At 54.9% G+C, this 25,242-nt stretch carries 30 protein-coding genes; 10 read left to right on the top strand and 20 right to left on the bottom strand.

The features are described 5' to 3' along the window. Nucleotides 1-22: 22 nt before the first annotated feature. From ABSB80_RS00770 to ABSB80_RS00785, 4 genes are all read left to right on the top strand, one after another. The gene (locus tag ABSB80_RS00770; RefSeq protein WP_428367157.1) at nt 23-976 is read left to right on the top strand and encodes a two-component system regulatory protein YycI; all 954 of its coding nucleotides are present in this window, start codon (nt 23-25) and stop codon (nt 974-976) included. Between the two features lie 129 nt (nt 977-1,105). Next, the gene (locus ABSB80_RS00775; RefSeq protein ID WP_428367159.1) at nt 1,106-2,440 is read left to right on the top strand and encodes a dihydrolipoyl dehydrogenase family protein; all 1,335 of its coding nucleotides are present in this window, start codon (nt 1,106-1,108) and stop codon (nt 2,438-2,440) included. A gap of 105 nt (nt 2,441-2,545) precedes the next feature. Beyond that, nucleotides 2,546-4,075 carry a lysine--tRNA ligase gene (gene lysS / locus ABSB80_RS00780; RefSeq protein ID WP_428367161.1) on the top strand — a complete coding sequence of 510 codons (1,530 nt, stop codon included), beginning with the start codon at nt 2,546-2,548 and terminating at the stop codon, nt 4,073-4,075. Between the two features lie 34 nt (nt 4,076-4,109). Then, on the top strand, nt 4,110-4,238 hold the full coding sequence (locus ABSB80_RS00785; RefSeq protein WP_428367163.1) for a hypothetical protein: 129 nt from the start codon (nt 4,110-4,112) through the stop codon (nt 4,236-4,238). 20 nt (nt 4,239-4,258) lie between these two features. On the opposite strand, the gene ABSB80_RS00790 is transcribed toward ABSB80_RS00785, so the two are convergent. After that, nucleotides 4,259-4,414 carry a hypothetical protein gene (locus ABSB80_RS00790; protein ID WP_428367165.1) on the bottom strand — a complete coding sequence of 52 codons (156 nt, stop codon included), beginning with the start codon at nt 4,412-4,414 and terminating at the stop codon, nt 4,259-4,261. A gap of 19 nt (nt 4,415-4,433) precedes the next feature. Here ABSB80_RS00790 and ABSB80_RS00795 point away from each other — a divergent pair, with 19 nt between their 5' ends. Together ABSB80_RS00795 and ABSB80_RS00800 are read left to right on the top strand one after the other, a co-directional pair. Next, entirely contained in the window at nt 4,434-5,024 is a 591-nt protein-coding gene (locus tag ABSB80_RS00795) for a class I SAM-dependent methyltransferase (protein ID WP_428367167.1), read from the top strand. A 94-nt stretch (nt 5,025-5,118) separates the two neighbouring features. Continuing rightward, nucleotides 5,119-5,247, top strand: a complete 129-nt coding sequence (locus ABSB80_RS00800; RefSeq protein WP_428367169.1) for a hypothetical protein — start codon at nt 5,119-5,121, stop codon at nt 5,245-5,247. 315 nt (nt 5,248-5,562) lie between these two features. Here ABSB80_RS00800 and ABSB80_RS00805 read toward each other — a convergent pair whose 3' ends face one another. Further along, nucleotides 5,563-6,324 (bottom strand): winged helix-turn-helix domain-containing protein, encoded by a 762-nt coding sequence (locus tag ABSB80_RS00805; RefSeq protein ID WP_428367171.1) that lies wholly within the window; start codon nt 6,322-6,324, stop codon nt 5,563-5,565. Nucleotides 6,325-6,464: 140 nt separating this feature from the next. On the opposite strand from ABSB80_RS00805, the gene ABSB80_RS00810 reads away from it, so the two are divergent. Next, complete coding sequence (locus ABSB80_RS00810) at nt 6,465-6,710, top strand: MTH865 family protein (RefSeq protein ID WP_428367173.1); 246 nt, start codon at nt 6,465-6,467, stop codon at nt 6,708-6,710. A 197-nt stretch (nt 6,711-6,907) separates the two neighbouring features. On the opposite strand, the gene ABSB80_RS00815 is transcribed toward ABSB80_RS00810, so the two are convergent. The 3 genes from ABSB80_RS00815 to ABSB80_RS00825 all read right to left on the bottom strand — a co-directional run bounded on the left by ABSB80_RS00815 (nt 6,908) and on the right by ABSB80_RS00825 (nt 8,502). Further along, complete coding sequence (locus ABSB80_RS00815) at nt 6,908-7,354, bottom strand: HEAT repeat domain-containing protein (RefSeq protein WP_428367175.1); 447 nt, start codon at nt 7,352-7,354, stop codon at nt 6,908-6,910. Between the two features lie 276 nt (nt 7,355-7,630). Continuing rightward, on the bottom strand, nt 7,631-8,110 hold the full coding sequence (gene rlmH, locus ABSB80_RS00820) for a 23S rRNA (pseudouridine(1915)-N(3))-methyltransferase RlmH (RefSeq protein ID WP_428367177.1): 480 nt from the start codon (nt 8,108-8,110) through the stop codon (nt 7,631-7,633). A gap of 77 nt (nt 8,111-8,187) precedes the next feature. Beyond that, nucleotides 8,188-8,502 carry a hypothetical protein gene (locus ABSB80_RS00825; protein WP_428367179.1) on the bottom strand — a complete coding sequence of 105 codons (315 nt, stop codon included), beginning with the start codon at nt 8,500-8,502 and terminating at the stop codon, nt 8,188-8,190. A gap of 157 nt (nt 8,503-8,659) precedes the next feature. Between ABSB80_RS00825 and ABSB80_RS00830 the strand changes: the two genes are divergently transcribed. After that, nucleotides 8,660-9,145 carry a hypothetical protein gene (locus tag ABSB80_RS00830; protein ID WP_428367181.1) on the top strand — a complete coding sequence of 162 codons (486 nt, stop codon included), beginning with the start codon at nt 8,660-8,662 and terminating at the stop codon, nt 9,143-9,145. Nucleotides 9,146-9,152: 7 nt separating this feature from the next. Here the strand turns inward: ABSB80_RS00830 and ABSB80_RS00835 are convergent, their stop codons facing one another. The 14 genes from ABSB80_RS00835 to ABSB80_RS00900 all read right to left on the bottom strand — a co-directional run bounded on the left by ABSB80_RS00835 (nt 9,153) and on the right by ABSB80_RS00900 (nt 23,224). Then, nucleotides 9,153-10,367: a phosphoglycerate kinase gene (locus tag ABSB80_RS00835; RefSeq protein WP_428367183.1), complete on the bottom strand. Its 1,215-nt coding sequence runs from the start codon at nt 10,365-10,367 to the stop codon at nt 9,153-9,155. Between the two features lie 20 nt (nt 10,368-10,387). After that, nucleotides 10,388-11,017: a V-type ATP synthase subunit D gene (locus ABSB80_RS00840; protein ID WP_428367185.1), complete on the bottom strand. Its 630-nt coding sequence runs from the start codon at nt 11,015-11,017 to the stop codon at nt 10,388-10,390. A 7-nt stretch (nt 11,018-11,024) separates the two neighbouring features. Continuing rightward, nucleotides 11,025-12,413: an ATP synthase subunit B gene (locus ABSB80_RS00845; RefSeq protein WP_428367187.1), complete on the bottom strand. Its 1,389-nt coding sequence runs from the start codon at nt 12,411-12,413 to the stop codon at nt 11,025-11,027. Continuing rightward, complete coding sequence (locus ABSB80_RS00850; protein ID WP_428367189.1) at nt 12,410-14,176, bottom strand: ATP synthase subunit A; 1,767 nt, start codon at nt 14,174-14,176, stop codon at nt 12,410-12,412. The genes ABSB80_RS00845 and ABSB80_RS00850 overlap by 4 nt, the downstream gene beginning before the upstream one ends. Continuing rightward, the gene (locus ABSB80_RS00855; RefSeq protein ID WP_428367191.1) at nt 14,167-14,469 is read right to left on the bottom strand and encodes a V-type ATP synthase subunit F; all 303 of its coding nucleotides are present in this window, start codon (nt 14,467-14,469) and stop codon (nt 14,167-14,169) included. The genes ABSB80_RS00850 and ABSB80_RS00855 overlap by 10 nt, the downstream gene beginning before the upstream one ends. A gap of 1 nt (nt 14,470) precedes the next feature. Then, nucleotides 14,471-15,526, bottom strand: coding sequence for a V-type ATP synthase subunit C (locus ABSB80_RS00860; protein ID WP_428367193.1), 1,056 nt, complete (start codon nt 15,524-15,526; stop codon nt 14,471-14,473). A gap of 12 nt (nt 15,527-15,538) precedes the next feature. Beyond that, nucleotides 15,539-16,117, bottom strand: coding sequence for a V-type ATP synthase subunit E family protein (locus ABSB80_RS00865; protein ID WP_428367195.1), 579 nt, complete (start codon nt 16,115-16,117; stop codon nt 15,539-15,541). A gap of 13 nt (nt 16,118-16,130) precedes the next feature. Then, complete coding sequence (locus ABSB80_RS00870; protein WP_428367197.1) at nt 16,131-16,397, bottom strand: ATPase; 267 nt, start codon at nt 16,395-16,397, stop codon at nt 16,131-16,133. Nucleotides 16,398-16,400: 3 nt separating this feature from the next. Then, entirely contained in the window at nt 16,401-18,371 is a 1,971-nt protein-coding gene (locus ABSB80_RS00875) for a V-type ATP synthase subunit I (RefSeq protein ID WP_428367199.1), read from the bottom strand. Next, complete coding sequence (locus ABSB80_RS00880; RefSeq protein ID WP_428367201.1) at nt 18,358-18,687, bottom strand: ATPase; 330 nt, start codon at nt 18,685-18,687, stop codon at nt 18,358-18,360. Before ABSB80_RS00880 ends, ABSB80_RS00875 begins: the two co-directional genes overlap by 14 nt. 113 nt (nt 18,688-18,800) lie before the next feature. Then, nucleotides 18,801-19,274 (bottom strand): alpha/beta hydrolase, encoded by a 474-nt coding sequence (locus ABSB80_RS00885; RefSeq protein WP_428367203.1) that lies wholly within the window; start codon nt 19,272-19,274, stop codon nt 18,801-18,803. Continuing rightward, complete coding sequence (locus ABSB80_RS00890; protein WP_428367205.1) at nt 19,268-19,429, bottom strand: hypothetical protein; 162 nt, start codon at nt 19,427-19,429, stop codon at nt 19,268-19,270. Before ABSB80_RS00890 ends, ABSB80_RS00885 begins: the two co-directional genes overlap by 7 nt. Nucleotides 19,430-19,553: 124 nt before the next feature. Further along, complete coding sequence (locus ABSB80_RS00895) at nt 19,554-21,485, bottom strand: type II secretion system F family protein (RefSeq protein ID WP_428367207.1); 1,932 nt, start codon at nt 21,483-21,485, stop codon at nt 19,554-19,556. Next, a complete protein-coding gene (locus ABSB80_RS00900; protein ID WP_428367209.1) occupies nt 21,482-23,224 on the bottom strand; it encodes a type II/IV secretion system ATPase subunit in 1,743 nt (580 codons plus the stop codon). Before ABSB80_RS00900 ends, ABSB80_RS00895 begins: the two co-directional genes overlap by 4 nt. Before the next feature lie 213 nt (nt 23,225-23,437). Between ABSB80_RS00900 and ABSB80_RS00905 the strand changes: the two genes are divergently transcribed. Continuing rightward, nucleotides 23,438-24,265 (top strand): RAD55 family ATPase, encoded by an 828-nt coding sequence (locus ABSB80_RS00905; RefSeq protein ID WP_428367211.1) that lies wholly within the window; start codon nt 23,438-23,440, stop codon nt 24,263-24,265. Further along, entirely contained in the window at nt 24,262-24,960 is a 699-nt protein-coding gene (locus tag ABSB80_RS00910; protein ID WP_428367213.1) for a KaiC domain-containing protein, read from the top strand. Before ABSB80_RS00905 ends, ABSB80_RS00910 begins: the two co-directional genes overlap by 4 nt. 13 nt (nt 24,961-24,973) lie before the next feature. Here the strand turns inward: ABSB80_RS00910 and ABSB80_RS00915 are convergent, their stop codons facing one another. Further along, nucleotides 24,974-25,237, bottom strand: coding sequence for a pro-sigmaK processing inhibitor BofA family protein (locus ABSB80_RS00915; RefSeq protein WP_428367215.1), 264 nt, complete (start codon nt 25,235-25,237; stop codon nt 24,974-24,976). Between the last annotated feature and the right edge of the window lie 5 nt (nt 25,238-25,242).

Consider the following 25,242-nt stretch of genomic DNA (forward strand, 5'->3'; position numbering starts at 1 on the left):
ATAAGACCATGGCAATTTATTTATGATGGAACACGACATGCGGGAAAAAGCCAAGAATGCGATGCGACTCATTCTTGAAGCGGCTCGTTTTGAAGTCGAAGAGGTCGACGACCCTCTCGACCTTTCAGCAGTGCGTGACGGCACGTGCCTTCTTGTGCTCTGTTCGAATGACCGCGACCAGATCAGCCAGTTCGATAAGACAAATTACAGCCTCATGATCGATGATCACGAGATGAACTGCAAGAAACTTCTGTTTTCACTCGAAAAGGACGTCGCTACCGAGAACTGCATCCAGTGGGGTGTCGACGAGTTCGTACGGTATACGGGAGAGGCTGTCCTTGCAGACATTTTAAACCGCGAGCTGGCACTGGACCTGACTCCTTCCAAGGCAAAAAAGACAGCAGTGGCAGCTGCTGCCGCAGAAAAAGAAGAACCATCGGGGATCACCATCCCCCATTTCCCGATAAAAATCTCCGAGCAGGCCGCCATCAGGACCGGCGGCGTACAGGGAGCGGCAAAACTCCGCTTCATACCGTATTTCCTCTTCCATTACCAGAGCTCGGGCGAGCAGGTCTACAAGGACCGGCGCATCCCGTTCGATGCGGACGGGTGGGGGGCGATCAACGCCATCAACGGCATAAAGATCGACCTCGATGGCAAACTTGTCGAGGATACCGAGATTCCCGGGGGCGCAGAAGTCTGCGACCCCCACATCCGGAAGGAGGAGGCGACCGAGAGGATCGTGAGCGAACTCATCGACCGGCTCACCCAGAAAGTCCGCATCAAGCAGGAGAAGGGAGATGCGATCTTCTATGAGGAGAAGATCCTCAAGCCGGACAAGAAAAATATCACGGTCGACGCAAAGCAGGTCTATATTCCCGTATGGCAGATCAGAGGCAAAAAGATCGTGGAAGTCAATGCATTTACCGGCGAGCTCCTCTCGGAACCGATGGACGAAGGTGTCGAAGTCTTTTAGACGAATGACCATAATTCAACGGATAGTATCCGTGGGGAGCGGTCCCTCCACGTTCTTTTTTGTCACGGGTTTCTCCCGTGGCCATGTGCAGATATCGCCAATGGGCAGCCCGGCATTTCCGGAGCCGTCATGATCGTTATCCTTGGCGGCGGACCTGCGGGGAGGCTGGCTGCAATGCGGCTCGCGTCGGCAGGCAGGGAGGTGAAGCTCATCGAGAAGGGGGGCATCGGCGGCCAGTGCCTCCATTCCGGCTGCATGCCGGTCTGTGCCCTGAACGATGTCGCCCGGCTGGTCCATACCGCCGGGACGCTCAACACGCTCGGTCTCACGGACTCTGTCCCGCGGGTCAACTTCCCGGCCATACTCCGCGAGATGCAGAAAGTCCAGTCAACGATCGCGTCGGTGCTCGACGCCGAGACAAAAGAGGCAGGGGTTGAGATCCTCTATGGTAAGGAGGGAAGGTTCGACGGGAACCATGTTGTCGTGGGCGACGAAAAACTGGACGCCGAATCCGTCATCCTTGCAACCGGGTCCCGCCCCAATATCCCGGAGATCGCGGGGATCACAAGCCCCGGCATCTTCACCCCGCATACGCTCCGGGATATGACGTGCCTGCCGGAGAGACTCGCCATCATCGGCGGGGGGATCGTGGCAGCCGAGTTTGCCTGGATCTTCTCCCGGTTCGGGAGCGAGGTGACCGTCCTTTCCCGGGGTTCGTTCCTGAAAACGATCGACGAACATCTGAGAAAGCAGGCAGCCCGGGAACTGTCCGGTGTGCATATCCGGGAGTGCACGGATGTCCTGGCCGTGGAACGGCAGGGGGGATGCCTCCATCTCGGCCTGGAGAGTGCCGGCTGTGCAGATGTGCTTGACTGCGACGCGGTCCTGATCGCTGCCGGTCTCATTCCCCGTTCCGAAGCACTCTGCGGTGTCAGCAGGCGGGCGAACGGCGAGGTGATCGTAAACGAGTACATGCAGACAAACCTGCCCGGCGTCTATGCCTGCGGGGATGTCACAGGCCCGCCCTACCTGACACCCGTCGCACGGCTTCAGGGGATCGTCGCGGCAGACAATATCCTCGGGAAACAGCGGAAGATGGACTATTCCGCAATTCCCCAGTCGATCAATCTCGGGTACGAACTCGCGTTCTGTTCTGACGGGAGCTCAAGCGCACGGCCCCTCGTCATCCCTGGTCCTGCCGGCCCGGACACATTCTGGTCGGTGCCAGCCTCCGACACCGGGCTCGCCAAGATTATGGTCGAAGCGGACGGCACGATCAGCGGTATCTGCTCTGCCTCTCCGGGTGGCGGGCTCATTGCCGGCTACATGGCGTTTCTCATGAAGCGCCATTTCTCTGTGCACGAGTTCGAGGACTTTGTCGAGGTCCACCCTTCGACTGACGGGGTCTACGGCCTCGCAAAATATGCATCCGAGGTCCTCAGAAAACGTAACAATCCCGGTTAAGCTCCATTTTTGCGAGATTTCCGACGCAAATGCTGATGGTATTATTACGGTTTACATCGCATAATACGATACACAGCATCCATAAGTCACCGTGGTGTTTTCCCCATGACCAGTCCCGCTGAAAACGTTGCATTCGACAGTACCAGGCTCGATAAGATCAGGGCGCTCCAGGACAGAGGCATCACCATCTTCCCGCCCGCCTTTGACCGGCAGAATACCGTTCTCGACATCAGGACCCGGTACAAAGATATCACCCACGAGAAGAGCCCCGAGAAGGTATCCACTGCCGGCAGGGTGTATATCGTGCGGAACCACGGGAAGACCCTCTTTGCGGACCTCGGGGACGAGAGCGGGAAGATCCAGCTCTACATCCGGAAGAACGATATCGGGGAAGAGCAGTTCGATCTCTTCAGCCAGTTCATCGAGCGGGGGGATATCATCGGAGTCACCGGGCAGGTGTTCCGGACCAAACTGGGGGAGATCACCATCTGGGTCGACACCGTCACCCTCCTGTGCAAGGCCGTCTGTTCCCTGCCGGAGAAATTCCACGGCCTCACGGATATCGAGAAGCGCTACCGCCAGCGCTATGTCGACCTGATCGTCAACGAGGATATCAGGCAGACGTTCCGGAACCGGAGCCGGATCGTCTCCCTCATCCGCAGGTACCTCGATGACCAGGGGTTCCTCGAGTTCGAGACCCCGATCCTGCAGCCGGTCTATGGCGGGGCCAATGCCCGGCCGTTCACATCATATCACAACTTCCTCGACCAGAAGCTCTTCCTGAGGATTGCACCCGAACTCTACCTCAAGCGGCTGGTGGTTGGGGGGTTCGAGAAAGTCTTCGAGATCGCCCGGAACTTCCGGAACGAGGCCGTGGATACCGATCACAACCCGGAATTCTCCATGGTGGAGATCTACTGGGCGTACAAGGACTTCCAGGACATGATGGCACTCACCGAGGACATCGTCGCCTCGATCGTTTTTGAAGTCCACGGGAAATTCGAGATCTCATACGGGGAGACCGTACTCAACTTCCAGAAACCGTGGAAGAAACTCTCCATGGCCGACGCCGTATTGGAGATCGCCAGTATCGACATCTTTGCTCAGACCGTAAAAGAGCTGCGTGCGCTCGCAAAGGAGCACAACCTGGACGATTGGGAAAAACCCGCATCCCAGCGGGAGTTTCTCATCCTCTTCTTCGAAGGGCTCGTCGAGGAGAAACTCATCCAGCCGACATTCATCTACGACTACCCGGTCGAGAACTCCCCGCTGGCAAAGCGGCACCGCACCAAGGAGGGATTCACCGAGCGGTTCGAGCTCTTCATCCACGGGATGGAGGTGGGGAACGGGTTCTCCGAGCTGAACGACCCGGTCGACCAGAAGGCCCGGTTCGAGGCGCAGGACGAGAAGCGGAGGCTCGGCGACCTCGAGGCCCAGATGATCGACTACGATTTCATCAATGCACTCGGGTACGGGATGCCACCCACGGGCGGCGTGGGTATCGGGATCGACCGGCTCGTGATGCTATTAACGAATAATAATTCTATTAAAGAGGTCATCCTGTTCCCCTCGATGAAGACGCTGAAGGAGGGGGATGAAGGGAACCAGAGGCAGGCAGAGACTGAGAAGAAGTAACCCCTTCAATGATGAGAATGGGTGATTGCAAAGGATGAATTACGAGTCCATGGACGAGACAACCAGGGTCCTTTCCGATAAGGAACTTATGGCCCAGATTAAAAAGGGCAAGCGAAAAGACGTGAAATCCCGTGACTTTGAAGAACTGGCAAAGGAACTGTGAATCTAAAAATCATCCATGATTTACCCATACACGATCTCGTAGGGGGTGGCAGCCAGATATGAAGGGTGCGCGATGAGACGGGTGTGTTGTGACGGGATGGTTGTAGCACCGGAAATGATCCCGCCCGTGTCCTGTTCCGTCTCTTTCTTTTTTAACAGCAGAATGGTTATGCCCATGTTGCACCCACCTTCATCCATGACTCCCAGCGAAAATCTCAAAAAACACCGGCATCACGAGGTCTTCTCCGCCGCCAGAGCAGATCACCTCGACTCCCGCCTGCGCCGGTTCCTCTACCGCCCAGACCGCCTCGCGGAGCGGTACGTGAAGCCCGGCAACCGCGTGCTTGACTTCGGCTGCGGGCCGGGGTTCTTCACCCGCGAGTTTGCAAAACGGGTCGGGGAGAGCGGGCTGGTCTACTCCGTCGACCTCCAAGAAGAGATGCTCCGGATCCTGCGCGAGAAACTTGAAACGGAGGGCCTGATGCCGCGGATCAGGATGCACCAGTGCGAACCGGACTCAATAAATCTCCCCGGCGACCTGAATGGAACCATCGATGCCGCATTCACCATCTTTGTCGTCCACGAAGTGCCGGACCCGGCAAAGCTGTTCCGGGAGATCGCAGCCCTCCTCAGGCCGGGCGGGACGCTCTACTATACCGAGCCGCCATTCATTGTTTCGGGCAGAGAGTTCCGGGATAACCTTGCGCTGGCTGAAGATGCGGGTTTCCGGCTGGTTGAAACGAAGTTCTTTTTTGTGAACCGGGCGGCGGTGCTGAAGAAGGAGTGAGAGAGCTATTCTCCACCTGTGGGGGAGGGAGACCTTAAAGACAGGGCTACCCACTCCTCCCGTACGAAGATAGGGGGGGGGAGCGGTTCCCGCCATGAGGGAGGGGTGGGGGAGGGGGTACCCCTCCGGGCACATGAGGGGCAGCTACCCTCTCCGCCCGGCAATGATCAGGAGAATGAACTCTCCGACGACACTCCACGCGAAGCGCTGGACACCCGGCTGAAAAACGAGGGGGGGTAGTTACCCCTCCCTTCCTCAGAGGGGGGTAGGAGGGGGGTGCCTCTTTGACATGAGGGGGTGGGAGGTAGGGGTACCTCGTACTGAGGCAGGGGTACCTACCCCCCTATGTCCGAACGGGGCGGCAGAACAGGCCTCCGACGTGAACTCCACGGGAAGACATGGTTTTGGCGATGCGGTTGGGGAGGGGTACCCCCCACCCAGGTGCTGAGGGGGTGGGTACCCCTCTTGTACTCAGGGGGGTGGGGGTACCTGCACCAATGGGCGGGATGGGGCGTTCCAACGGACAAAGAGGATACCGCTACAAGAGAGCCCCGGGGTTCAATGACCGGTAAAGATCAGAGACGGCGGTCATTGTCCTGTACCCCTTGTCCGTGATGATGTAATCCCCCCGCTCGTGTCGCTGGAGGATCATGCCGGAGTCCGCCAGTTTCCTGATGTGGAAGAGGAGGTTGCCCCCCCGCAGGCCGGTCAGCTGGGAAATGTCCGAGAAGGTCCGGGTCTGGATGGCAAGTGCCTTCAGGATCTGGAACCGCTGGAGGTTTGCCACCGGCTCCAGCAGATCCTTTACCACGGTCTCGTCAGGGATTTCCGCAGGAGCATCTCCCGTCTCGCGGGCCTTTGTATAGATCCCCAGCGATTGCATCAGCTCGACCTGCTTCTCGAACAGCCGGGATACTTCGGTGAAGCAGGTGTCGCACCGGTCATAGGGTCCCTTCTTCCGCATCGCCTTCATCTGCTTGCGGTACGACAGGATGATCTCGTCAGAGACCTCCCCATCACGGATATGCTGTGCGGTATTCTGAAGGAATTCCATGAACAGGGCAAAACAGGTGTTCCGCATCTTACAGTCCCCGACCATGTGGGCAGTGAGGTCGGCCTTTGCAGAATCGACCTGGTGGTTGGTAAACATCTCCGCATAATTCTTTTTAAGGTCGCCAAGGACCGAGTCGACGTGCTGCTGGTTCGCACGCTCGATGAACCGTTTCAGCTCGGTCCGGAGCCCGGTGATCTCGGTCTTCAGCTCGCGGATTTCCGTAATGGTTCCCAGTGCCGCACCCATGCTTCATCTCCTCTGTATTGCTGGTAAGAGCACCCTCATTACCGTACGGGTCATTTTTCTGTACCAGCATTCACTTGTATAGTTTAATGCCGCTCAAGTATATATTCATAACAAAGCGGATGCATATCCGGTGAAAGGAAATGACCAAATCAGTCAAGGACCAGATTCATGCACAGATCTCAGGAGCACTCGCGGGAGCAAAGTTCCCGATCAAGACGCCGGGTGATCTCATCGCAGCGTTCCCGAACGGTGCTGATACCACCTGCCAGGTCGGGGACCTTAAGATGACCGCAGGCGAGGCGGGAAAACTCCTGAAGGGGTCAGACTTCCCGTTCAAAAGTGCAAAGGCCGTCGCCGACGTCATCGTCGAAAGGGCAGGACTGTAAACGTTCCTTTTTTTGCACGATTCCGTTTTCCCTCAAGAAGGGGTACATGGGTTCCCGAAAGTACACGAGATGCTACTGTACATCTGGGGAGGGTAGTACTCCCTACTGAGGAAAGAGTGTCCCTACCCGGGATCTTTTGTTTTATGTATCCGGCCGGGTAGAGGAAAGGGATTTGAGCCGGCGGGGTTGCCCCCATCTCACCAGTTCCCGGACCTGCCCAGCATGCTGCCGGCATAGGACCGGATCGCCGGGTCCTCATCCACATCGGCAATAAACTCCTTCAGGCCCCGGACTGCGCCGGTACTCCGGATAGCGGCGAGCGCTGCCGCCGCCTGTTGCCGGGTAGAAACCCGCTCGTCCCGGTCTCTCAGGCGCCCGATCAGGACTTCGACCGCCCGCCCGCTCTTCAGCGTGCCAAGGGCACATGTCGCATAGACCCGGATCTCCGGATCACGGTCGCTCAGGAGGTCCATCAGAGGACGGACTGCCCGCGGGTCATCACTCTCCCCAAGCGCGATCACTGCCTTCAGCCGTTCTCCTTTGCCAGCCCCGTAGGCTGCCGTATTCGCAAGATCGTAGATGCCACCTTTCCCGGACGTGGCATTATACCATTCAATATCAGATTTTTCGATGCTCAAATCCATACCAACACCGTACATACTCTTGATTTTTCACACAACGATACCAGTTCCCTGCCGGATTACCGGAGAGGCCCGGTCCTAACAGATGAAGAAAAGCATCCGCTTACCATGAGCGGATCGTACTGTCCCGGCCATTTTTATTTCCCTAAAGATGCCTCGGTACATTGGACTAATATAATGCACTGGAGATATAAATACTTAATCCGGCTTATCAGTGCTTATGCACATCCGCAAACGCATATCGATGACAGACCTGTCCGGCAAATCACGCTGGCAGGGTTATTTATGGTACGGTTCGCCGTGATTGATCCGTTCTGCCCGGTAGATCTGCTCGAGCAGGATGAGCCGGGCCATCCTGTGGGTAAACGTCATCCGGGAAAGCGAGAGCCGCACCTCGCTTCTCTCAATGACCTGGGGGGAAAGCCCGAGGTCCCCGCCGATTATGAACGTGAGCGGACCCTCGCCTGCGATCTCCCAGCGCCAGAAAGCTTCTGCAAGTTCTTGGCTTGACCAGTCAACTCCCTGGGGATCGAGGGCTATCACCAGGGATCCGGAAGGGATCACCGCCAGGATGCGTTCTCCTTCCTTCTTCTTTACGATCGTCTCAGCGGAGTCCGGGGAAGGGGTCGGTCGCTTCTCTTCAGCTAGTTCGAGGATCTGCAGTTTCACGTACGGCCGCAGGCGTTTTTCATATTCTGCAACCCCTTCCCTGAGATATTTTTCCTTGATCTTCCCGACCGCGATTATTTTGATCTGCATTGACCCGATCCAACTCTCAAACCGATTTGCATACCTGATGCTATATGTTTAAAAAGAGACGGGTGGAACTATGTTACCTATGGATTACTTTTGCGTTCTTTTGTATCGATTTTCTGGTGGGATAACACATCCAGAAGCACTTCTTTCATCATGTTTTTCATGAGCTCCCGGCCCTCATCTGATGACATATAGTCCTTGAACAGCTCTTTGAACTGTCCCATATCGTGGTGATTATCGACGAAGGATAATAAAGCTTGCGTGATGCAGTCAGAGACCGTGGAGAACTTCTTTTCATCATAAACAAGTTTATTGACCTTCTCGTAGATATTGGGCGGCATTTTGTAGGAGATCGCTACACGTTCGCCGCGGACGGCCGGTCCTTTTTCTGCCATTCCCTATAAACTTGGGTAAATTACTATAAATAGCCTGTTAATCGCCCTGAATATTCCATAAGTAATCCAAATTTTCTGATTGTAATTCTTACGTCATACATAAGGAATACTTTTTATAGCGCGGGAGGTAATAGAAAATTGTCGTAAGGTGGTTTTGTTGAACGAGATACTCCTGTTACTCCTGCCAATTGTTGGTGTTTTTGCAATCGGCTGCAGTATTGCACTCCTCGCACTGGGAAAAATGATCGACAGGTTCCCGGTTGGCGATGAATCCCGGCGGGAACGGGGCCTCGCAAGTCCCGTCGAGTCAACAAAGATCGCAGTCGTCATCTTCTGGGTATTATTTATTATCGGGTGCTGGAGCGTCCTGCAGGAGACCACGTTCGGCCTCATCCTTGGTATCACCACCTTCTTTGCTGCCTGTCTCTTCATGTTCACCGCGCTGGTATTTTCCTTTGCGGTCCTCAGCACCATGAGGAGACGCAGGGACCGGGTGCAGACTCCGGTGATCCAGGTCGGCACACCTGATACGATCGTAACTATCTCACAGCAGGGACAGGGACAACCGGCCGTTGTGTCCCGGAAACGGTACAATCACCCCGTATCCAGCTTTATGACGGACGCGTTGCTGAAAAAAGACTAAAAAAATATTATCCGAAAATCTTTTTTGACTGTTCGAGAGCATCCACGGCAGGAAGTTTCTTGCCGGTGAGGAATTCGATACAGGCTCCGCCGCCCGTCGAGATGTGGGTGAAGTCCTTCCCGATACCCAGTTTTTCTATCACGGCTGCCGTATGCCCGCCACCGACGACCGAGAATTCCACATGGGACGCTGCCCTGAGAAGTTCGTACGTGCCGGTCGCAAAGTCCTTATCTTCAAAAACGCCGGCCGGCCCGTTGAAGACAACGGTCCCGGCTTTTTTCAGGGTCTGGACAAGGTGTGCAAGAGCATCCATGCCGAGGTCGAGCACCGGCGCATCCTCGGGAATCTTCGCGACCGGGTATTCAACACGGCGGTTGTTCTCCCGGACAGCCACCGATTCCGGCAGAACAACACGATCGCGGTAGCGGGTGAGGATCTCCTTTGCTTTCCCGATCTCTTCCTGGTATTTGAGCTGGGCAATCAGCTGGGTGGAGGGTTTTCCGATGTTATATCCTGCGGCTATCAGAAACACATTGGCAACAACGCCGATGACGATGACCTGGTCTGCGATACCGTTTTCCAGCACGTGCCGTGCAACATCGATGGAATCGTCGACCTTCGTACCACCAAGGACCATGCAGACCGGGCGGGGTGCTCCGGAAAATACTTTCGAGAGGGTGAAAACCTCCTTTTCCATGAGGAGTCCCCCGGCAGAACGCATGGCGAGCGGGAGCCCGACAACGGTCGGCTGAGAGCGGTGGGCTGTGCCGAATGCGTCGTTCACGAAAATATCGGCCATCGAAGAGAGTTTTTTTACCAGATGCGTCTTTTTGGCTTCCTCGGGTTTCAGGGTCAGGTTCTCTTCTGCATTGAACCTGACATTTTCCAGCATCAGGATATCCCCGCTCTTCATGGCCCGGACAGAATCACGGGCATGGCTCCCGAAGATACTGTCCACGTAGGTAACAGGCTTTCCGAGAAGGTGTTCAAGTTTCTCCGCATGGGCTTCAAGCGTTGTGAAATCCTTTTTCCCGGGCCGGCTCTGGTGGGTAACGATCACGACGCGGCTGCCGGACAGCGCCCTGATGGTCGGGAGGTGCTCCCTGAAACGCTTGTCATCGAGAATAAGGTTGGTGGCAGGGTCAATGGGGGAGTTGAGATCCAGTCGCAACAGGACGGTTTTTCCTTCAGCTCCCAGTTCCTTTATGGTTCCAATGGGCATCCATACCACACTCTGTGTTGTTATGAACTGGTCCTTGCCTTGATCTTCTTCATCCGGAAGAGTTCTTCCCGCTCCATCTCGTCGAGACGCATCTTGATGAAGTCCCGTGCTGCCGTCAGTTCGGGAATGACTTTGAACTCAAGTGCATTGACACGGCGCTTGGTCTTTTCGATCTCATCGAGCAGGCGTTTCATGGTCGTCTCGATCTCCGCGCTCTCGATGATCGATTCCACGAGTTCTTCGAACGCCGATGCAGTCTCGTCGATTACCGTGGAAGTTCCGAGCATACCGTAGCCCCTGTCGACGACCGTTTTCCGGACTTTCGAGGACTCTATCTCGGGAACGACAACCCCCATGATGTTCTTGCTCTTCAGGGTGATCTCCGGCACTTCCTTGACGGAAAATGCGGCAGATTTCACGCCAATGGCACCTTCGACCGTATTTGCCAGCGCCATCATCTCCGCGGCATGCCCGTATTTCCTGAGGAGGTCGCCGCGGCTGTCCTTTGCATTTGCCAGGATCTTGAAAAATTCAAGGATCAGTCCATCGCGCTTCATCTTGAGGATCTTGTAGCCGCGCTCCGAGAGCTGGATCTTCCGTTTCAGGTTGATCAGTTCGGAACGGGTTGGCTTGATATCGCGCAGCGCCATGGACTTCTTACTCCTTCTTTGCTCCGGCCTTGAACTTCGGATGGTACTTGGTGATCAGCTCGCGGTCGATACGGGTCAGCTGCTCTACCGGGAGCGTGGAGAGGAGTTCCCAGCCGAGGTTCAGGGTGTCCTCGATGGTGCGGTCCTCATCGTAGCCCTGCCGGACAAAGCGGTTCTCGAAGAGGTCCGCGAACTCGAGGAGGAGGCGGTCACGCTCGGAGAGCGCGTCCTTGCCGACGATGGCCACGAGGCCGCGGAGGTCGTTCCCTTCTGCATAGCCTGCGTACATCTGGTCAGAGACCTTCTTGTGGTCCTCGCGGGTGTGGCCCTTGCCGATACCGAGGTTCATCAGACGGGAGAGCGATGGAAGCACGTTGATGGGCGGGTAGATGCCCTTGCGGTGCAGCTCACGGTTGACCACGATCTGGCCTTCGGTAATGTACCCGGTCAGGTCGGGGATCGGGTGGGTGATGTCGTCACCGGGCATCGTCAGGATCGGAATCTGGGTGACCGAGCCCTTCTGGCCCTTGATCATACCGGCACGCTCGTAGATACAGGCGAGGTCCGTGTACATGTACCCGGGATAGCCGCGGCGTCCTGGAACTTCTTCGCGGGCGGCCCCGATCTGGCGAAGCGCCTCACAATAGTTCGTCATATCCGTCAGGATAACGAGAACGTGCATACCGAGCTCGAAAGCAAGGTACTCGGCGGTGGTCAGGGCGAGGCGGGGCGTGATGATACGCTCGACGGCCGGGTCGTCCGCAAGGTTGAGGAAGACGACTGCCCGTTCGAGGGCCCCGGTGCGCTCGAAGTCCTGCATGAAGTAATTCGCTTCTTCCTTGGTGATACCCATGGCTGCGAAGACCACGGCGAAACTCTCGGTCGAGCCGGGCACCTTCGCCTGACGGGCGATCTGGAGCGCAACGTTGTTGTGCGGGAGACCCGCGCCCGAGAAGATCGGAAGCTTCTGGCCGCGGACAAGGGTGTTGGTACCGTCGATGGTAGAGATCCCCGTCTGGATGAAATCCGCAGGCATGCCCCGGGCGTACGGGTTGATCGCAGCACCGGTGATGTCGAGGCGCTTCTCCGGGACAATCTCCGGGCCGCCGTCGATGGGTTTGCCGCCACCGGACAGGATACGGCCTAACATCTCTTTCCCCACCGGCATCTTGATGGTCTCACCGGTGAAACGGACGCCGCTGTCCCTGCCGATACCGGTCGTGGTCTCGAAGATCTGGACAACGACCAGCTCGTCGCTCGTGTCGAGCACCTGGCCGCGCTTGGTTGTGCCATCGAAAAGGACTATGTTCACGAGTTCCCCATAGGCAATCGGCTCGGTCTTCTCGACGAAAACGAGGGGACCGGCAATCTTACTTATCGTCCTGTATTCCTTCATGCTGCCGACCTCAGTGTGTTGAACTCAGCGTCCATCTGCTTCTCGATCTTTGCCAGTTCGGGCTTGTAGTCCTTGATGAACTTGATCTGGGGCAGCTCGTTCTTGGACTTGACGCCGTTGATCTGTCCCGGGCTGACACCAGCGAGCTGGGCAGCGTAGGCAAGATCGGCGAAGAGCTTGATCGCCTTCATCATGTCGTACTGCTTCGTCATGTCACAGAACGTGTCGACTGCATCGTACGCGTTCTGCTGGAGGAAGATCTCACGGATCATACGGGCGACCTCGATGGTCACCTGTTCAGACTCGGGCAGGGCGTCGGAACCGACGAGCTGGACGATCTCCTGCAGTTCTGCTTCCTTCTGGAGGACTTCCATGGCCCATGACCGGAGCTTGTTCCATTCGGGAGAGACTTCCTTGTCGTAGTAGTCGTGGAGGGCTTCGAGATAGAGCGAGTAGGAGTTGAGCCAGTTGATGGCCGGGAAGTGCCGGCGCTGGGAGAGCTTGGCATCCAGCGCCCAGAATACCTTCACGATACGCAGGGTGTTCTGGGTGACCGGCTCGGAGAAGTCACCGCCGGGCGGTGATACCGCACCGATGACCGAGACTGAGCCGGATCTCCCGTTCAGGGTCTCGACAAGGCCGGCACGCTCGTAGAACTCGGAGAGCCGGGCTGCAAGGTACGCGGGGTAGCCTTCTTCGCCGGGCATCTCTTCGAGACGGGACGAGATCTCACGCATGGCTTCCGCCCAGCGGGATGTCGAATCCGCCATCAGGGAGACGTCGTACCCCATGTCACGGAAGTACTCCGCGATCGTGATACCGGTATACACGGATGCCTCACGGGCGGCGACCGGCATGTTCGAGGTGTTGGCAATGAGCACTGTCCGCTCCATGAGCGGTTTGCCCGACTTCGGGTCCTCAAGGTGCGGGAACTCGGTCAGCACTTCGGTCATCTCGTTCCCGCGTTCACCGCACCCGATGTAGACCACGATCTCGGCATCCGACCACTTGGCAAGCTGCTGCTGGGTGACGGTCTTGCCGCTCCCGAACGGTCCCGGGATAGCTGCCGTGCCGCCCTTTGCGATCGGGAAGAGACCGTCGAGGATCCTCTGACCGGTGATCAGGGGGATCGTCGGGTTCTTCTTCTCCCTCACGGGGCGGGGGACACGGACCGGCCAGCGCTGGATCATCGGGTACTCGCGCCCGTCGTCGAGAACACAGATGATCTCATCAACGGTAAAGTCCCCGCTCTTGATTGTCTTGACAACGCCTGCCTTTGCATTGGGCGGGAGCATGACCCGGTGGACGATGTTCGTTTCCTGAACCTCGCCGAGGATCGCTCCCGGTTCGACCTTGTCGCCGGATTTTACGAGGGGCTTGAAGGTCCATTTCTTCGTGTGGGAGAGACCGGGCGCCGAGACACCACGCTGGATGAAATTTCCCATCTTCTCCACGAGGACAGTCAGCGGGCGCTGGATGCCGTCGTAGATACTGGTCAGGAGGCCCGGCCCCAGTTCGACCGCGAGCGACAGGCCGGTGTTCTCCACCGGTTCGCCGGGCCGGATACCGGAGGTATCCTCGTACACCTGGATGATGACGTTATCACCCTGGATCTTGATGACTTCTCCCATCAGCGCTTCTTTGCCGACCTTCACCACATCGTACATGTGGGCGTCAAGGTTGACTGCCGTAACGACAGGGCCGGCGATTCTTTTGAGAACCCCTTGTTTCTGTTCTTTTGCTTGTTTGTCTTTTACTTCCACAGATCAACACCCACCGATCTCTTGATTCTGTCTCTCATTGAAAGGCCCCCTTCCTCGCCGCCGATCGCAATCACGGTCGGCTTCACGGAGTTTTCCAGCGTGGTGCGGAGCCTGCGGGGAATCTTCTCCATATCGCTGCTGTTGAGGACGAGGATCCCGACTTCCCCATCCTGCAGGACGCTGGTGATTTGCCCACTGAGTTTCTCGTCATCGTCCGTCGCGTAGGTCTTGCGGATGCCTGCGAGGCGGAACCCGAGGATGAACTCACTGTTGCCGATTACTGCGATCTCCATTTTACATCACCAGGTATTCCGCTATCTTGTCCGAAAGGAGTCTTGACTCCTTTCCTCTGGCAAGCGCCCGAAGGTTGAAGACCTCATATTTCTTCTTTTCCAAGTAGACAAGAATCGGGTAGATGGAGACAGGATTGCGTTTGGATATCTGCTCCATCCGTTCAAGCTGAACACGCGTAAGCCTTACCTCGAAGTCCCGTATCGTTTTTTCGCTCCTCATCTCGTCGAGCAGCGAGATCAGCAACTTCTGGCGGAACCTTGGCTTGAGTGCATCGATGAATTCGCCCTGGTCCCGGATTGCATTCAGGTTTGCGAAATCCGATGCCTCAAATGTCCCGCCCTTGATGTACATTTCCCGGACATCTTCTTCCAACCTGTCGGCACGCAATCGGAACAGGGTCTTGACATTCTTGATGTCGATATCAAACCTGATGAAATCAAGGAACAGTCTGCCTCCCTTGATGCCGCTCTCGGCTTCAGCGATGATCTCAGCATAGAACTGCTTATAGAGCTCATTTTCCATATGGGAAAACGATCCGCTCTCCCTGGCAAAGGGGTATTCACGTGCCAGCACGGAATACATACGGTGGCCTCTCAATGCTTCGATGATTCTCTCGGGGTTGTCTTCGGCCAGAAAACGATCGAGTACGGAACTGTCAAGACTGCCGGCAGGGATCAGGATCTCCTTGATCTTCCCTGCCTTGACACCCTGCATCTTGCCCCGGAGGATCGTGAGAATATTCTGGATATCCCAGCGACGAAGATACGCCTGGGTGAACTGTTTTAAGTTGCCCGGTGTGATCTCCTGGATCTTCTGGTATTCCTTGGCAAGGTTCCAGCTCAGGGCAACCTCAATCAGGTCAATACCTTTGAAGATCGTCCCAAGCTCATCTATCTCCTGTTTGTATTCAGTTTCTCCGATGAACCGGGTGATCTCGGGGAGGCTCATATTGAGCATCCGCATATATTCCTCGCGCGGGAGGAGTTTTGCCTTTCTCACCCGCATCCTGGTACACACGTAAATGTACGGTGCTGAGATATACCTCACGCCTGCCATACGTGTACCTCCTTACCCGAACAGGATATCGGATGCATCCTTCAACCCGGATTCCCACACCTTCGCAAGGAATGTCCGGTAGCTGTAATCAATCTGCAACGCGCCCCCTTCACCTTCGACGAGGAGCCCCCCGTCGATATCCACGGGAGTACCGACCCTGAACCCGGCAAATTCCGCACTCTCGGCGATGACGGCCTTCGCGGCCCCGACATCGCGTGCATTACAGGAGATGGTGCCTGAGGGGATCTCCTTTTTTGCCTCGGTGAGGAGTTTCTTAATGGCTTCACGATGGAAGCTTTCGGGGAGACGGGCAATCTCTCCGCGAGTGGATTCATACACGGTATCCAGCAAAGATTTCTGTGTGTTCAGGAGCTCGCGTTTGACCAGCAGGTTTGCTGCAGAAGCTTCCTGGCCGATAATATGGGCAGTCTGCTTTTCAGACTCTGTTTCTGCGGCAAGTTTGATCTCCTTGACCCGCTTGTCTACTGCCGAGATTATCTGGTCGGTCTCCTGCTTGGACTCCGCATGTATCAATTCTGCTTCTTTTTTGCCCTTTTCCCTGATATCTTCAACTACGGCTTCCAGTCCCATTGTCCGCCCCGTTTTATACGAACAGCAGCAGGAGCGCAACGACCAGACCGAAGATGACGATTGTTTCAGGAATAACCGTGAAGAGCAGCGCAAGTCCGAACATGTCCTTGTCCTCTGCAACCGCACCAACTGCTGCTGAACCGATCCCCATTTCGGCAACACCGGTACCGATACCGGTCAGACCAACTGCGATACCTGCGCCGAGTGCCTTCATTCCCAACTGCGATGCCTGAACAGATGCAAGATCTGTTGCTGCTACTGCTACTGCTTCTGCTGCCATAATTTAATCCTCCGTAAATCTTCGATTCATTCCGAATGGAACGTACTTTTTGCCTCCACCCTTGTAGAACTTGGTGAAGAATTCAACATAGTGCAACCTGATTGAGTGGAGCCCTCCACCCAGAATGCCCAGTGCCGTGTTGAGCGCGTGCCCGATGATAAACACCCCAATACCGGCAATGATAATGAAAATTCCAACAATTGTGAGATTTTTGAGCTGTGGCGTAATAAACATCGTAATGGACATAAAATTAACGACCATCGCGATAGCGACCGACGAGAGCCCGACTGCGACAAGACGGGCATAGGACAGCACGTGGGACACAATCGTCGGGATTTCAACAACCTCGAGGAATGAGTCCCGTGCAATGAACACTACACCGGCAACGATGAGTACTGCCCCTGTGAAAATGCCCAGGTTCAACCCGGCCACGATCACGGGAAGGCCGGTCAGATTGGGCATCAGCGGTACTGAAGCTACCGACCAGATGGCGATGATAAGCCCCCACATTACCGTAAGCCAACCGAAATTTGCAAGCACGGCTTTTATCCGGTGCCCCCCATGGTCCTGACGTGCATGGTTCACCATGCCGAGAACTCTCCCGAGGGTGATATGCAGGATGCCGATCCAGATCGACAGGACCATCAGTTCCGGGATATTGGGACCATGTCCTCCATTCTCCGCAGCCATCAGGTGCCGTGAGTAAAACACGGGGCTCCATCCCGGGATCGGAAATCCGAGGAACTCTGAAAAAAGGATACCAAAGAAGATGCTTGAGATACTCGCGTTCCGCAGCACTGCAAGCATCTGCCGTCCTTCCTCCCCTTTCAGGAATTTCCGGAGCCCGAACGCCATCGCGAGCAATATCAGACCATATCCCACATCACCGAGGATCAACCCAAAAAAGATGGGAAAGACGATGGATACCATCAGGGTTGGATCAATTTCAGTATACCTGGGCCGGCTGTAGACATCCATGAGCACCTGAGTTGGTGTTGCAAACGATGGATTGTTATACTCTACAGGCACGTTCTCATGTTCATAGTCTACAGATAATTCGGTAACAAAAATTTTGCCGCCTGCAGCCTTTTCCAAAGCCTGAGTTACGGTGGCAACATTTTCGGAAGGGACCCACCCCTCTGCCACGAAGGTCTGTTTTGTCGTCGCAAACCGGAGCGGAGCTTCGGTCTGCTCAACTTCAGCTTTTAAGAATTCCTCGCAAGCAACAAGGAAGTCCGCATGGCTCTTTCTGACTTCCCCGAGCTTCTGGTTAATCTCCGCAATTTCCTGATTGAGTGCAGAGATCTGCCCGGCATAATAATCGATACGTCCCTGTGGGGCACCGGATTCGTCCGGGAGCGGTACCGACTGGAACGCTGCTTCCTGGAGCGCCTTTTCGACCTCTGTCCGCTGTTCGGCGGGAACAATGGCAACGAGGAAATTCTTCTCCTTCCCCTTTGAAAAATACATCTCGCTCGGAACGGTCAGGGTAACTTCGCGGGACACAAAACCGGCAAAAACGATGAATCTTTTATAACCGTGGTAGAGATCCAGATCAGCCGGAACGTTTATGAACGGGGTGATCTCGGAGATCTTCTGTTCGTACTCTTTCACCTGGGTATCAAGTTTTGAGCGCCTGGCCGTCAGGTCCTCAACTTCTCGTTCGAGAACCGGAAGTTCCTGTTCAATCCTTTTTCTGCTCTCCGCCCGCGAAGAGGGCTTCGCCGCCTCGATGTCATCCCCGCGGACCGAGATGGCATTGGCGATCGCCCGTATCTTGATGAGATCAGCGGACTTTTCGCTTGCTCCCGGAAGAGGCGTCCCGATCTTAAAGCCCTCGTAGCCTTCTGCCCCGGCATCGACAAATTCTTCGATATGGAACAGGTTATGACGGTATAATTCCGCAATAACCGGGACCATCTGGTCCCGTGAGGCGGCGATGAGGAGCCGGCTCATCTGCTTAGGCTTTAACATGCAGCTGCTCCTTAAACCGCAAAACCAGCAGCTGCACCGCTTTTGAAAGGTTCTTTTCTCCTTTCTCTTTCAGTGCCGCTGCGCGCTGATTGCCACGTTTTATGATTTCAGCGTGCTTAAGTGCCGCCTGGTGCCGTGCTTCTTCCAGTTTCAGCTTTTTGTATTGTTCTGCATTGCTCTGCGCTTTTGTTACCAGGTTATCAGCTTCAAGCTCCGCCTGAGAATGCCTGAATTTTTTCTCATCCTGGGCCTTGCTGATTACCGACTGGTACTCTTCTTCAGCTTTTTTGATGTCTTTTAGGACCTCAGTCTTCATCCAACCCTCCTCTCACGGCAGTACAATAATTGGTGAAAAAAACCATATATGTATTGTTATTTATGACCGGACGATCGCTGCCGGGAGGAAAAGAACGAAAATTTACCCGGGGATCAGGAAAATTCAGTTGAAATATGGCATTTCACGTATCGCCGGGTAACACCCACGGGCAGGCCGGAAATGTCCACGCCCCCCAAGATCCCCTTCAGGGTCAGGCCGGCCAGCTCATGACTCGAACAGACGAGATGCTGCTCCGGATGAGTCCCCCTCCGGATACTGCAGCTGGTGGTGATCACCGGGCCGACAGAGACGAGGTATGAGAACCGCTTTGAACCGGGATGATCCTTTGCAATGACGATCAGAGGCATATGGTAAGTCCTGACGAACTCGGCCAGCATGATCGCCGGCTCCAAGGCACCACCTTCCGGCGCTGAAACTACCACGAGGTCGTCGGGCTCGATGGTCTGGCAGTACTCCTTCTCCGGGGTCTCGATGCGGAGAGCGAACAGGGAACCTGCCTTTGCAGCCAGTAAAAAAGAATGCGTGCCACACAGCTGCAGCAACTCGTCACGCAGGGGCACTAGCATATTTCAGTCACGTTATCGGACTGACAACTGGAGCAGATGGGTTTCCTGCTGACGCTTTCGAACTTTTCGCCACAGTCTTTGCAGCGGTAGTTCTTCCCCTTTACCCGCTCGTCGAAATTGAGATCTCCCGTAGGCCCGCCACCAACAGTGCACATCTTCTATCACCTCACTACGACATCTTCATGCGAAGATTTAATGGTATCTGCCTGTAATGGTATCTGCCTGTAATGGTATCTGCCTGTAATGCAGCGGGGTCCTGGGAGTATTTTCCCCGGAGACCTATATGATGAGGTAATTGAACACCACGAGGGAGATGATGAGGAGGATACAGGAGTGCTTTACTCCTGCTGCTATCGATGACTCCCCCATCTGTCCCGCGATCAGCCCCGAGAAGAGTGCCTGGACGAGGCAGGCGTGGTACAGGAGCCTCCCGAATGTCACGATGGGTATGGTACCAATACCGGAAAGTGCTCCGGTAGTAGGGGCACCGTTGAGATTGATGTGGGCAAGGACCGGCAGGAACTGCGTAGTCAGGACCCCCACGACAAAGAGGAAGACAAAAAATGACAGGTACACAATTGCCGTGTAGATGAACATCTCGGCAGTTCTCTCTTTTTTCAGCACTTCGCTCATCTTGGCATCACTGAATGCGATAGACAGGACTTCGCTGATCTGTCCGCTCATCTCGCTGGCCTTGGTGATGAGCGTGACGGTACGTGAGATAGAGGGGGTGCTTACGCGTTGCTCGAACCGCATCAGCGCCTCCGTGAAGTTCGCTCCCCAGTCCATGTCCCGCTTGATCCTCCGGATCTCGTAACTGAGCAGCCCGAGGTTGGTATTCACCATGATGGCAATGGCCTGTACAATTGTCAGCCCGACCTGGTTGATGCCCGACATCCGCTCAAGAAAATCCGGGATCAGCGCCTGGATACCGAGGACTTTTCTGGACCAGAGCTCATAAAAGATTGCATACGGGATGAGCACGATGAGGAGCGCTATAACGAAGTGGCTGTCAACGATCCTGATAAGTATCTCGAAGTTCTGGTAGTGGGACACCCGCGTCCAGACGAGTACCATGTAGAGGACTGCAATGGGTATTGTGACATAAAGCGTGAGGTTGACATTGTGGACAAAACTTTCCAGGGGATGGCGGAGATGGTGGAAGAACGTCCTGACCCGGTCATATTTTTTCAGCTGCTCAAAAAGCGGTTCTTCATCGGTTTTTTTGATGATGGTAACATCGGAATAGGTATGGAGCCATTTTGTCCTGACATACCGTTCAGTCTTTTCCGCTTTTATCGAGATCAGGTCGATCAGCAGGATGAATATCATCGAGCCAACGGGCATAACTGCATAAACGACCAGTGACAGCTGCAGTACCGCAGATCCCCCCATCATTCCCATGACTACCATGATGATGATAAGGAAGAGGGGGCCGGCCACGAACAGGGTGACGTACGATTCGGCTACGATGGAGAGGAGATTGAGGAACTGCCGCTGCTCAAACTTCGCTTCTTCCTGGTACAGCCGGACTCTCGTCGAGAGGAAATCTGCCATATCCCCGCCGCTTTCTATGACGGAGAGGAGGTCTTCAAGGAAATTTTTCAGTTTTTCTGAGGGGGTGGTTTCCGAGAGATGGTGGATTGCCGAGACGACGTCATAGCCGAAAAAATCTGCATCCCGGACAATCTGGCGGAATTCAAGGGCAACTTCGCCATAAATATTTGCCCGGTCCGAAAGGGAGCGGAAGATAGTCATCAGCTCGGCTCCGCCACGTCTCATTGCATACATATAGGCAACGGCGTTATGCAGGGTCAGGTTGATCTTAATCGCCCGGGTCTTCTTTTCAATACCGGGGATTTTCAGCATGAGAACATAGCCGGCATACAGCCCTATGAAAAATGAGATTACCATCACGGACGCATGAACATAGATTACAGGAAGGACCGTGTTGAACAATACCGGTATCTGTACATTAAAAACATTGGTGATACCGGCGTTTCCCGGGAGGAGCGGCAGGAATACGAAAGTGGAAACGAAATACCCGACTACTGAAAAAAAGATTGCCGTAAGACCTGCAATGCACACGGATCTCCAGAGGTACTGGTCTAAGGTCATGCCGACCCTTGCTGATATCATATCCGAGTGCAGGCTGTGGTACCGCAGGGGGTCGCGTTTGATCCACCGGTAGACATACTGCCTGAAGATCATTTGAGTACCTTTCGCAGGTCGGCGATGTTGGCAAGAACAGTTTCCGGTTCAATATAATAGGCATGGAAAAGGGAGGCAACAGAGATATAATCCATGATATCCTGCTTTTTCATGGCATCAAGTACGGATTTTCTGGAGGTTATCTCCGCTTCGAGCTGGTCCCGGGTCCACCCTCTCTTTTCGGCGATATCCGCGTATACCTGGGATCTGCCGGTGTACGTGAACATGTCCCGGACCGGATCGTAGACAAAAACATTGTTGACCCTCAGGTTCCCGGTCGATGGATCGATGCCGGCAATCTCAACGATCTCCTGGACACGCCTCACGCGTTCAGTGCCGCGGTAGATCAGGGCCTGGACGCTCATGATATTCAGCGCCTGCATCATGTTCCGGGGTACATTCAGCGGCTCACTTTCAAGCCGGTGGATGGCAGCATCCACACTGCCCGCGTGCATGGTTGAAAACGTCGTATGGCCCGTGTTCATTGCCTGGAAGAGCGTCTGGGCCTCCGGGCCACGGACCTCTCCTACGAGAATGAATTCCGGCCTCTGCCGCATAGCAGCCCGCAGGAGATCGAACATCGTGATCTCATTTCCTCCCTCGGTCAGTGATCCGCGGGTGATGCTGGCAATCCAGTTGTCATGATGGAGGGTGATTTCACGGGTATCTTCGATGCTCACTACCTTTGCACCGGGAGGGATGAACAGGGAGACCGCGTTCAGGGACGTGGTCTTGCCGGATGCGGTCCCCCCGATGAAGATCAGGCTCTTGTTGTTCTCGATGGCAAGCCAGAAATATGCCAGGGAATCTGCGTTGAACGTGCCATTCTCCATCAATTCGACAGGGGAGAACGGCTCTTCCCTGAATTTCCGTATGGTGAACGAGGTCCCCCTCGTTGTCACTTCCGTGCCGAGGGTGAGCTGCAGACGGGACCCGTCAGGCAGGGTTGCATCGATCATGGGTGATCCCGTGGAGATATGTTTACCGGAACGCTGGGCAAGGGTAATTGCAAGTGAATAGAGGGCCTCGGATTCAAAGGAGATATTGGTCTTGATATTGCGGTACCCCCGGTGGTACAGGAAGAGGGGGATTTTGTTCCCGTCGCAGGAAATATCCTCGAGGAGCGGATCCTTCATGAGGGCATCGATCCGGGACCAGCCGATAAAGTTCCTGATGAGATAATACTGGAGTTTGAAAAGGGCCGCTTGTTCGAGCGAGAGGCCGTAATTATCCAGAAGGCCCTGTATTTTTTCTAGAAGGATGCGCTTGCGGTCCTTTTTGATCTCAGCCGATGTGAGGATCAGTACGTCACGTAAATCCTCGTAGAGGCGTTCAAGCAGCTCATATTCGAAGTCGGAAAGCGCCGGTTCAAAAAGGAGGTACTCTTTCTGGTTGGTCTTCCTGTTATTGGCGATGATGACCAGCGAGCGCCCGCGTTCAATCCAGTACTGGTCCAGCTGATCGTAACCCTCAGGGACGACCGCTTCGACCAGCGACCCGTGGAGGTCGAAATCATATTCCTCGATGATCGATTTTTCCTTCCCTTTGAGGAGGTGAAAGTAATGGCGGAAACTCGAATCGGGTTTTTTTGGTACCGGCAAGGGAACCGGGGCTGCCTCATCCTTCCCGGAGTCCGTCTTTCCGGAGATGGTTCCCGGGGGTGTGGAATCCTGTACCGGAGCCGGCTCATCCGTCTTCCGGGTCTTGAGGATCGATCGAAAAAATCCGGGTACCTGCATATATCAGCGCCCTCGCCCGATGGCGATTGGTTCTCTGTTTTATGATTCGGGGGATCAGCCTATTAAATTATGTGTGGTTTCGGAACATTTCAGGGTTTCAGTCCGTTTTTCGCCGCCGTTCCGGTTTTTACCCCAAACAACAGATATATTTATCACTCACGTAATGAGAGTTTCTTTCGAGATTTGTCATATCCATCGCCAGCGAGGCTTCAGATGCAGGAATCAACACACCAGAAAATGCCAACCGGGATCTCTTCACTCGATCCCATTCTTGACGGGGGAGTCCCGCCGGGTTCGGTTATCCTTCTCCTCGGAGATCTCGGTGCCGGCAACTATGAATATGTTTACAGCTCGATCGTCAATATTCTGCAACTCGCAAAAGAGGGGGCTCCCCGGGGAGCCGGAACTCCCCAGGAGATCCGGTATATCACCTTTACACGCCTTGAGGAAGATGTCAGGCAGGAGATTACCAGTTCGTTGCACATAGATGGGCTGGACGTTCTTCTGGACTCGGTCCATTTCGACGATCTTTCCGAGCTCTATTTTGATAACAGCGTCGTGCCTGATGAGTGGTACAGCCACAGCGATATCATGACAAGGCTCCAGAAAAGGACGAGTCGTGAAAATATCCTTCTCCAACTTTCCAAGGTAGTCAATGGCGTCAAACCCGGCAGCCTGATCGTACTGGACTCCATCACGGATGTGGCAACGCAGTCGACCATCCCCAATTACTGGACCAACCTCACCGGTTTTTTGCGGGGACTGCAGCGGGTTTCAAAACAGAGGGGGATAACAAGTTACCTGCTTCTCAGCCGGGGGATCCTTGATTCCTCAAAAGAGATAGAACTGGCTGACATCGCAGACGCAGTCCTGCTCTTCCGATGGGAAGAGACCACCGGTGCACGGCGGCAGCGGGTGATGTATTTCGAGAAGTTCCGGGGAGTGATGTCGCACCTTGAAGAGAGGGACCTGGTAAAATTCGCGGTGCGTATCTCGACAACCGGCGGCTTTGAGGTAAGTAATATCCGGGTGGTCATATGAGCGGTGAACGGGTCAAAATGGGGATTGCCGGGCTTGATGACATGCTGGGTGGAGGGCTTATCCCCGGCAGTATCTGTGGTATCATCGGCACCTACGGCACGGGCAAGACCACGTTTTCCATCGAATTTGTCTGGGAGGGGCTGAAAAAAGGCGAGAACATCATCTACATAAGCCTCGAGGAGCGCGAAGAACGGATCATCGGCTATATGGAACAGAAGGGATGGGATGTCGTTCCGTACCTGAATAAATCCCTGTTCGTGATCAAACTTGACCCGACAGATTTCAACCTTGCAAACAACCGGATAAAAAATGAGCTGCCGAAACTCATTGATGAAGTGAAAGCCAGCAGGGTGGTGATCGACCCCATCTCCCTTTTCGAGGATCTTTTTACCCTGGACTCCGAACGGCGCCAGGAGATGTTCCGGTTTGTCGAAGGCCTCAGGGACAAGAACTGCACGATAGTGCTGACATCTGAGACCGACAAGAGCAATGTATTTTCAAGCCGGCATGCACTCATCGAGTTTCTTGTCGACACCGTGATACTTCTGCGCTATGTCCGGGCTTCAGATCTGACTGATGTCCATCTTGCCCTCGAAGTTGTAAAAATGAGGATGTCCGCCCACTCCCGCGAGATCAAGCCGTACGAGCTGATGCAGGACCAGGTGCTGGTCTATTCTGAAGCGAACGTCTTCTGATTTTTTCTTATTTTCAGACAGTTATTCCGAACATGTTCAGCAGGATGAGGATCAGGACTCCCGGCAACCCCCCGACTGCACAGATGATCACGGTTGCAAGAGTGTACCCGAGATCGGGTTTTCCTATCCACTGCATGATATGAAAAAAATTGACAATGAACAGGCAGATCAGCCCCAGAACCGCGTTGATCGCAAGGACTGCAAGTTTTTTCACGAGGTACCAGGCAATGGCGATAACCGCTATGATAAGGACGATGGCAAGGAGAATGTCGGTCATTTGTT

It is taken from the genome of Methanoregula sp., from assembly GCF_050010295.1.
Lineage (GTDB): Archaea > Halobacteriota > Methanomicrobia > Methanomicrobiales > Methanospirillaceae > Methanoregula.

Bases quoted from the DNA above. Each gene is read 5' to 3' on its own strand.
- ABSB80_RS00770 (WP_428367157.1), top strand. From the start codon at position 23: ATGATGGAACACGACATGCGGGAAAAAGCCAAGAATGCGATGCGACTC.
- ABSB80_RS00775 (WP_428367159.1), top strand. From the start codon at position 1,106: ATGATCGTTATCCTTGGCGGCGGACCTGCGGGGAGGCTGGCTGCAATG.
- lysS (WP_428367161.1), top strand. From the start codon at position 2,546: ATGACCAGTCCCGCTGAAAACGTTGCATTCGACAGTACCAGGCTCGAT.
- ABSB80_RS00785 (WP_428367163.1), top strand. From the start codon at position 4,110: ATGAATTACGAGTCCATGGACGAGACAACCAGGGTCCTTTCCGATAAG.
- ABSB80_RS00790 (WP_428367165.1), bottom strand. From the start codon at position 4,414: ATGGGCATAACCATTCTGCTGTTAAAAAAGAAAGAGACGGAACAGGAC.
- ABSB80_RS00795 (WP_428367167.1), top strand. From the start codon at position 4,434: ATGACTCCCAGCGAAAATCTCAAAAAACACCGGCATCACGAGGTCTTC.
- ABSB80_RS00800 (WP_428367169.1), top strand. From the start codon at position 5,119: ATGAGGGAGGGGTGGGGGAGGGGGTACCCCTCCGGGCACATGAGGGGC.
- ABSB80_RS00805 (WP_428367171.1), bottom strand. From the start codon at position 6,324: ATGGGTGCGGCACTGGGAACCATTACGGAAATCCGCGAGCTGAAGACC.
- ABSB80_RS00810 (WP_428367173.1), top strand. From the start codon at position 6,465: ATGACCAAATCAGTCAAGGACCAGATTCATGCACAGATCTCAGGAGCA.
- ABSB80_RS00815 (WP_428367175.1), bottom strand. From the start codon at position 7,354: ATGGATTTGAGCATCGAAAAATCTGATATTGAATGGTATAATGCCACG.
- rlmH (WP_428367177.1), bottom strand. From the start codon at position 8,110: ATGCAGATCAAAATAATCGCGGTCGGGAAGATCAAGGAAAAATATCTC.
- ABSB80_RS00825 (WP_428367179.1), bottom strand. From the start codon at position 8,502: ATGGCAGAAAAAGGACCGGCCGTCCGCGGCGAACGTGTAGCGATCTCC.
- ABSB80_RS00835 (WP_428367183.1), bottom strand. From the start codon at position 10,367: ATGCCCATTGGAACCATAAAGGAACTGGGAGCTGAAGGAAAAACCGTC.
- ABSB80_RS00840 (WP_428367185.1), bottom strand. From the start codon at position 11,017: ATGGCGCTGCGCGATATCAAGCCAACCCGTTCCGAACTGATCAACCTG.
- ABSB80_RS00845 (WP_428367187.1), bottom strand. From the start codon at position 12,413: ATGAAGGAATACAGGACGATAAGTAAGATTGCCGGTCCCCTCGTTTTC.
- ABSB80_RS00855 (WP_428367191.1), bottom strand. From the start codon at position 14,469: ATGGAGATCGCAGTAATCGGCAACAGTGAGTTCATCCTCGGGTTCCGC.
- ABSB80_RS00860 (WP_428367193.1), bottom strand. From the start codon at position 15,526: ATGGCAGGCGTGAGGTATATCTCAGCACCGTACATTTACGTGTGTACC.
- ABSB80_RS00865 (WP_428367195.1), bottom strand. From the start codon at position 16,117: ATGGGACTGGAAGCCGTAGTTGAAGATATCAGGGAAAAGGGCAAAAAA.
- ABSB80_RS00870 (WP_428367197.1), bottom strand. From the start codon at position 16,397: ATGGCAGCAGAAGCAGTAGCAGTAGCAGCAACAGATCTTGCATCTGTT.
- ABSB80_RS00875 (WP_428367199.1), bottom strand. From the start codon at position 18,371: ATGTTAAAGCCTAAGCAGATGAGCCGGCTCCTCATCGCCGCCTCACGG.
- ABSB80_RS00880 (WP_428367201.1), bottom strand. From the start codon at position 18,687: ATGAAGACTGAGGTCCTAAAAGACATCAAAAAAGCTGAAGAAGAGTAC.
- ABSB80_RS00885 (WP_428367203.1), bottom strand. From the start codon at position 19,274: ATGCTAGTGCCCCTGCGTGACGAGTTGCTGCAGCTGTGTGGCACGCAT.
- ABSB80_RS00890 (WP_428367205.1), bottom strand. From the start codon at position 19,429: ATGTGCACTGTTGGTGGCGGGCCTACGGGAGATCTCAATTTCGACGAG.
- ABSB80_RS00895 (WP_428367207.1), bottom strand. From the start codon at position 21,485: ATGATCTTCAGGCAGTATGTCTACCGGTGGATCAAACGCGACCCCCTG.
- ABSB80_RS00900 (WP_428367209.1), bottom strand. From the start codon at position 23,224: ATGCAGGTACCCGGATTTTTTCGATCGATCCTCAAGACCCGGAAGACG.
- ABSB80_RS00905 (WP_428367211.1), top strand. From the start codon at position 23,438: ATGCAGGAATCAACACACCAGAAAATGCCAACCGGGATCTCTTCACTC.
- ABSB80_RS00910 (WP_428367213.1), top strand. From the start codon at position 24,262: ATGAGCGGTGAACGGGTCAAAATGGGGATTGCCGGGCTTGATGACATG.
- ABSB80_RS00915 (WP_428367215.1), bottom strand. From the start codon at position 25,237: ATGACCGACATTCTCCTTGCCATCGTCCTTATCATAGCGGTTATCGCC.